This is a genomic window from Micromonospora foliorum (assembly GCF_022229015.1).
Lineage (GTDB): Bacteria > Actinomycetota > Actinomycetes > Mycobacteriales > Micromonosporaceae > Micromonospora > Micromonospora foliorum.
Window position 1 is genome coordinate 1 of sequence record NZ_JAKKFF010000224.1, and the last position, 4,265, is coordinate 4,265.

6 protein-coding genes are annotated in these 4,265 nt (G+C 69.6%); all 6 read right to left on the minus strand.

Going from position 1 to position 4,265, the window contains the following annotated elements:
• The coding region (locus PSH25_RS17280; protein ID WP_238660058.1) for a class I SAM-dependent methyltransferase at positions 1 to 265 on the minus strand (265 nt) is incomplete at its 3' end.
• Between the two features lie 4 nt (positions 266 to 269).
• On the minus strand, positions 270 to 1,193 hold the full coding sequence (locus PSH25_RS17285) for a carbohydrate ABC transporter permease (RefSeq protein WP_238660059.1): 924 nt from the start codon (positions 1,191 to 1,193) through the stop codon (positions 270 to 272).
• The gene (locus tag PSH25_RS17290) at positions 1,190 to 1,366 is read right to left on the minus strand and encodes a hypothetical protein (protein ID WP_167362520.1); all 177 of its coding nucleotides are present in this window, start codon (positions 1,364 to 1,366) and stop codon (positions 1,190 to 1,192) included. Before PSH25_RS17290 ends, PSH25_RS17285 begins: the two co-directional genes overlap by 4 nt.
• Entirely contained in the window at positions 1,363 to 2,310 is a 948-nt protein-coding gene (locus tag PSH25_RS17295) for a carbohydrate ABC transporter permease (protein ID WP_238660060.1), read from the minus strand. The genes PSH25_RS17290 and PSH25_RS17295 overlap by 4 nt, the downstream gene beginning before the upstream one ends.
• Positions 2,311 to 2,316: 6 nt before the next feature.
• Positions 2,317 to 3,669, minus strand: a complete 1,353-nt coding sequence (locus PSH25_RS17300) for an extracellular solute-binding protein (RefSeq protein ID WP_238660061.1) — start codon at positions 3,667 to 3,669, stop codon at positions 2,317 to 2,319.
• An 87-nt stretch (positions 3,670 to 3,756) separates the two neighbouring features.
• On the minus strand, positions 3,757 to 4,265 hold a 509-nt coding region (locus tag PSH25_RS17305; protein WP_238660062.1), incomplete at its 5' end, for an OB-fold nucleic acid binding domain-containing protein.

A 4,265-nucleotide genomic window follows, 5' to 3' on the forward strand; every position in this document is an offset into this window, starting at 1 on the left:
CGGCCACCCCGGCCTCGGCGGCGCGGCGGGTGAGCGCGGCGAGCGCGTCGGGGCTGGCGTCGACGACGGTGACCCGGTGCCCGGCGCGGGCCAGCGGAACGGCGAAACCGCCGGTGCCGCCGCCCACGTCCAGCACGGTGAGCTCGGCGTCGCCGCGCCGGTCCAGCTCGGCGCGGAGCACCGACCAGATCACGGCGGTACGGGGTGTCAGCGGCGGCTCGGCGAACCGGCCTCGGGTCTGCTCCACCCGGTCGAGCCTAGTCACCCGGTCAGCCCTTGCGGCCGGTGGTGGCGATGCCCTCGACGAAGTGCCGCTGTGCCAGGAAGAACAGGATGATCATCGGGACGGTGGCCAGCACGCTGCCGGCGAGCACGATCTCCCACTGTTGCTCACCGCCGTAACCGAACCGGTCCAGCACCACCTTGAGGCCGCGTGGCAGGGTGTACAGCTGCTCGTTGCGCAGGTAGATGAGCGGCTTGAGCAGGTCCGTCCAGCTGGCCTTGAACTCGAAGACGAAGGCGACCAGCAGCGCCGGCCGGATCAGCGGAAAGGCCAGCTTCCAGAACAGCTGCGGGTAGCTCGCCCCGTCCATCCGGGCGGCCTCGAAGTATTCCCGGGGCAGCGAGAGCAGGAACTGCCGCAACAGGAAGATGTAGAACGCCGAGCCGAACAGGTTGCCGGCCCAGAGCGGCACCTGGGTGTCGGTCAACCCCAGGTTCGACCAGATCAGGTACGTCGGGATCATGGTGACCGCGAACGGCAGCATCATGGTCGCCAGCACCAGCCCGAAGAGCAGGTTGCGGCCGGGGAACCGGAAGTAGGCGAAGCCGAACGCCACCCAGGCGCTGGAGAGGGTCACCGCGGCGGCGGCGGCCACCCCGACCAGCACGCTGTTGCCGAACCAGGTCAGCAGCGGCACGGCCCGCCACGCCTCGGCGTAGTTCTCCGGGGCGAACGGGGTGGGCAGGAAGCCGGGGGCGAAGACGTACTCGCGGGGGCGTAACGAGGCGCTGACCAGCCAGACGAACGGCAGCATGAAGAGCACGGCGGCGCCGACCAGCGCCGCCACGAACAGCACCCGATGCCAGATCGGCCGGCGGGCCGGCTCGGCGGGCGGGCGGCGCGCCGCCGACCGGCCCGGCTGGAGGCCGGGTACCGGTGCGGCGGCGCCACGTTCGACGGCGGTCGTCACGACTGGTCCCCGGCTGCTGGATCCTCCTCCGCCCGGGATCGCCGGGCGTTGGCCACCGGGCCGTCGGTGATCTGGTACTCGCGCGGCTCAAGGTGCTGCTCGGGCACCCAGCCGTTGGTCAGTCGGGTCCGTCGCGCGTTGGCCACGCCGTTGTGGCCCATCATGCCCGTCACTTGTCTTCTCCCTCGTAGTACACGAACCGGTTGCTGAGTTTCACCTGTATCAGAGTGATGATCAAGATGATCACGAAAAGTAGCCAGGCCATCGCCGAGGCGAAGCCCATGTGCAGGAACTGGAACGCCTCCTGGAACAGGTGGATGACGTAGAAACTGGCCGCGTCGCTGTTGAACGTGTTCTGGGTCTCCCGGTTACCGAAGTACATGGTGTAGACCTCGGTGAACATCTGCAGCGACGCGATCGTGTTGACGATCAACGTGAAGAACAGCGAGCCCGAGATCATCGGCAGGGTGACCGAACGGAACCGGGCCCAGGGGCCGGCGCCGTCGATGGCCGCCGCCTCGTACAGGTCGCGGGGCACGTTCTGCAACGCGGCCAGGTAGATGATCACAGTGGAGCCGAGGCTCCACAGGCTCATCAGGATGACGCCGGGCATCACCCAGTGCGGGTCGGTGGTCCAACTCGGACCCGCGATCCCCACGAGGCCCAGGGCGCGGTTGATCAGGCCGTCCTGGGTGTTGAGCAGCAGCAGGAACAGGATCCCGACCGCCACCGCCGGGGTCATCACCGGCAGGTAGAAGACCGTCCGGAAGAAGCCCTGCAACCGGCCGACCCGCTTGAGCAGCAGCGCCAGCCCCAGCGAGATGAGCATCACCAGCGGGACGTGCAGCGCCGTGTAGTAGACCGTGTTGCCGAGGCTGCGGGCCACCGCCGGGTCGCTCATCAGCTGCCGGTAGTTGTCCAGCCCGGTGTACTCCGGTGGGTTGATCACGTCGTACTCGGTGAAGCTCAACCAGAGGCTGGCGAGCATCGGCCCGGCGTAGAAGATCAGAAAGCCGATGATCCAGGGCGCCAGGAAGAGGTACGCCCAGCGGGCCTCCCGCCGGGCCAACGGCGTACGGTGCCGCCGGCCCGGAACGGGAGGGGTGACGGTGGCCATCGTGGACTACTTCGTGGCCTTGTCGAGTGCCGCGGTGGCCTCCCGCTGAGCGCGCTGCAACGCCTGCGCGGGCTGCTCCTGGCCGGCCAGCACCCGGTTCACCGCGTCGTAGTACGCCTTGTCGAACTCGGCGCCGGCCGGCGAGGCGGGCAGCGCGAACGCGGCGTCCTGCACCGAACGGATGGTCGCCACCGCGTCGTCGAACCGCTTGTTGCCGGTCGGCTGGTACAGCTCGTCGAAGATCTTCTTGTCGGCCTCGGCGTTGGCGGTGTAGACGCCGGTGAACGGCTGGCCGGCGGCCTTGCGGGCATCCACCCGGGCCTTCGCGGCGGCCAGCCAGGTGTCGGTGGCGGTCATCTTCTTGACGAACGCGCACGCGGCGTCCGGGTTCTTCGCGCCCTTGGTGATCACCCAGGCCTGTCCGGCGGACTGGGTCAGCGGCTTGCCCTGCCGGTCCACGAACGGCTTGACCACCAGCTCGGCGTTCGGGGAGTTCTTGGCGGCCTGGTTGAGGAACCACTCCTCCATGGGCCAGGCCACGATCTGGTTCTTCGACAGCGGGTTCTGCGCGCCGAAGAAGTCGAAGGTGTCCCGGAACGACTTGAAGGCGCCCCAGCCACCCTGCTGCTGGATCAGGTTGACCCCGGTGGTCAACGCCTCGATCACCTTGGGATCGTCCAGCTTGGCGGCGCGACCGTCGGCGGAGAGCATGTCGACGCCGTTGGCCTTGGCCCACATCGGCAGGAACTCGGGGATCTTCGGGTCGATGCCGATCCGGGCGAGCCGGCCACCAGAGACCGAGGCCAGCTTGGCGTTGAGCGCGGGCAACGCGGCCCAGTCGGCCAGGTTGACCTGGTCAGCGGTGAGTCCGGCCTTCTTGAGCAGCCCCTCGTTGAGGTAGACCACCCGGACGGTGGAGAACTCCGGGATGCCGTAGACGGTGCCGTCCAGGGTGACCTGCTCGCGGGCGGCGGGCCGGTACTGCGCCAGGTCGATGTCCTGCTTGTCGACGCACTGGGTCAGCGGCTGGATGGCGCCCCGCCTGGCGTACGTGCCGATCAGCTTGCGGTCCAGGTAGACCAGGTCCGGTGGGTTTCCCGAGGCGACCGCGGAGAGGAACTGCTGCTCGTCGAACGCGCCCTCGGTGACCTTCAGCTCGACGCCCGGGTTGTCCCGCTTGAACGCGTCCACCCGGGTGGTGGCGATCTCGTCGGAGAAGCCGAAACCCATGGTGCTGAGCGCGCCCTTGGTGGCGGTGCCACCGCCGCCCTCGTCGTTGCCGCCACCGACTCCTCCACAGCCGGTGAGTGCCAGGGTGAGCACCCCGGCGAACGCGGTCGCCCGCAGCTTCCGTGACATGAGGCCTCCCGAACAGGTCGCGGGCCGCCTTGCCCGCGACCTGCACTTCTCCTCGAACGCTGGGGTTCAAACGTGGGAATCCGACGATCAGCGAAAGTCACGGGAGGCGGGGCTGACCGGCGGCTCGATGGCATCCAGCCGGTCGGCGACCAGATTGGTCACCCCCTCGTGCCGCTGCAACCGCCCCCGGACCACCAGCGCGGCACTGGTCCGCGCCACCCGCCGGTAGCGCTGCCACAGCCCCGGCGAACAGGTGACGTTGAGCATCCCCGTCTCGTCCTCCAGGTTGAGGAAGGTGACCCCGCCCGCGGTCGCCGGGCGTTGCCGGTGGGTGACGATGCCACCGACCCGGATCCGTTGCCCCGGCTCCACCCGGCCGAGCCGGGCGATCGGCACCGCGCCGAGCACGTCGAGCTGACCCCGGATGAACCGGGCGGGATGGCTCTCCGGCGACAACCCGGTGGCCCACACGTCGGCGACCAGCCGGTCCACCGCCTCCATCCCGGGCAGCGTGGGCGCCGCCGCCCCGGTCACCGTGCCGGGCAGCCGACCCGGCCGGTCCTGGGCCGCGGCACCGGCGGCCCACAGCGCCTGCC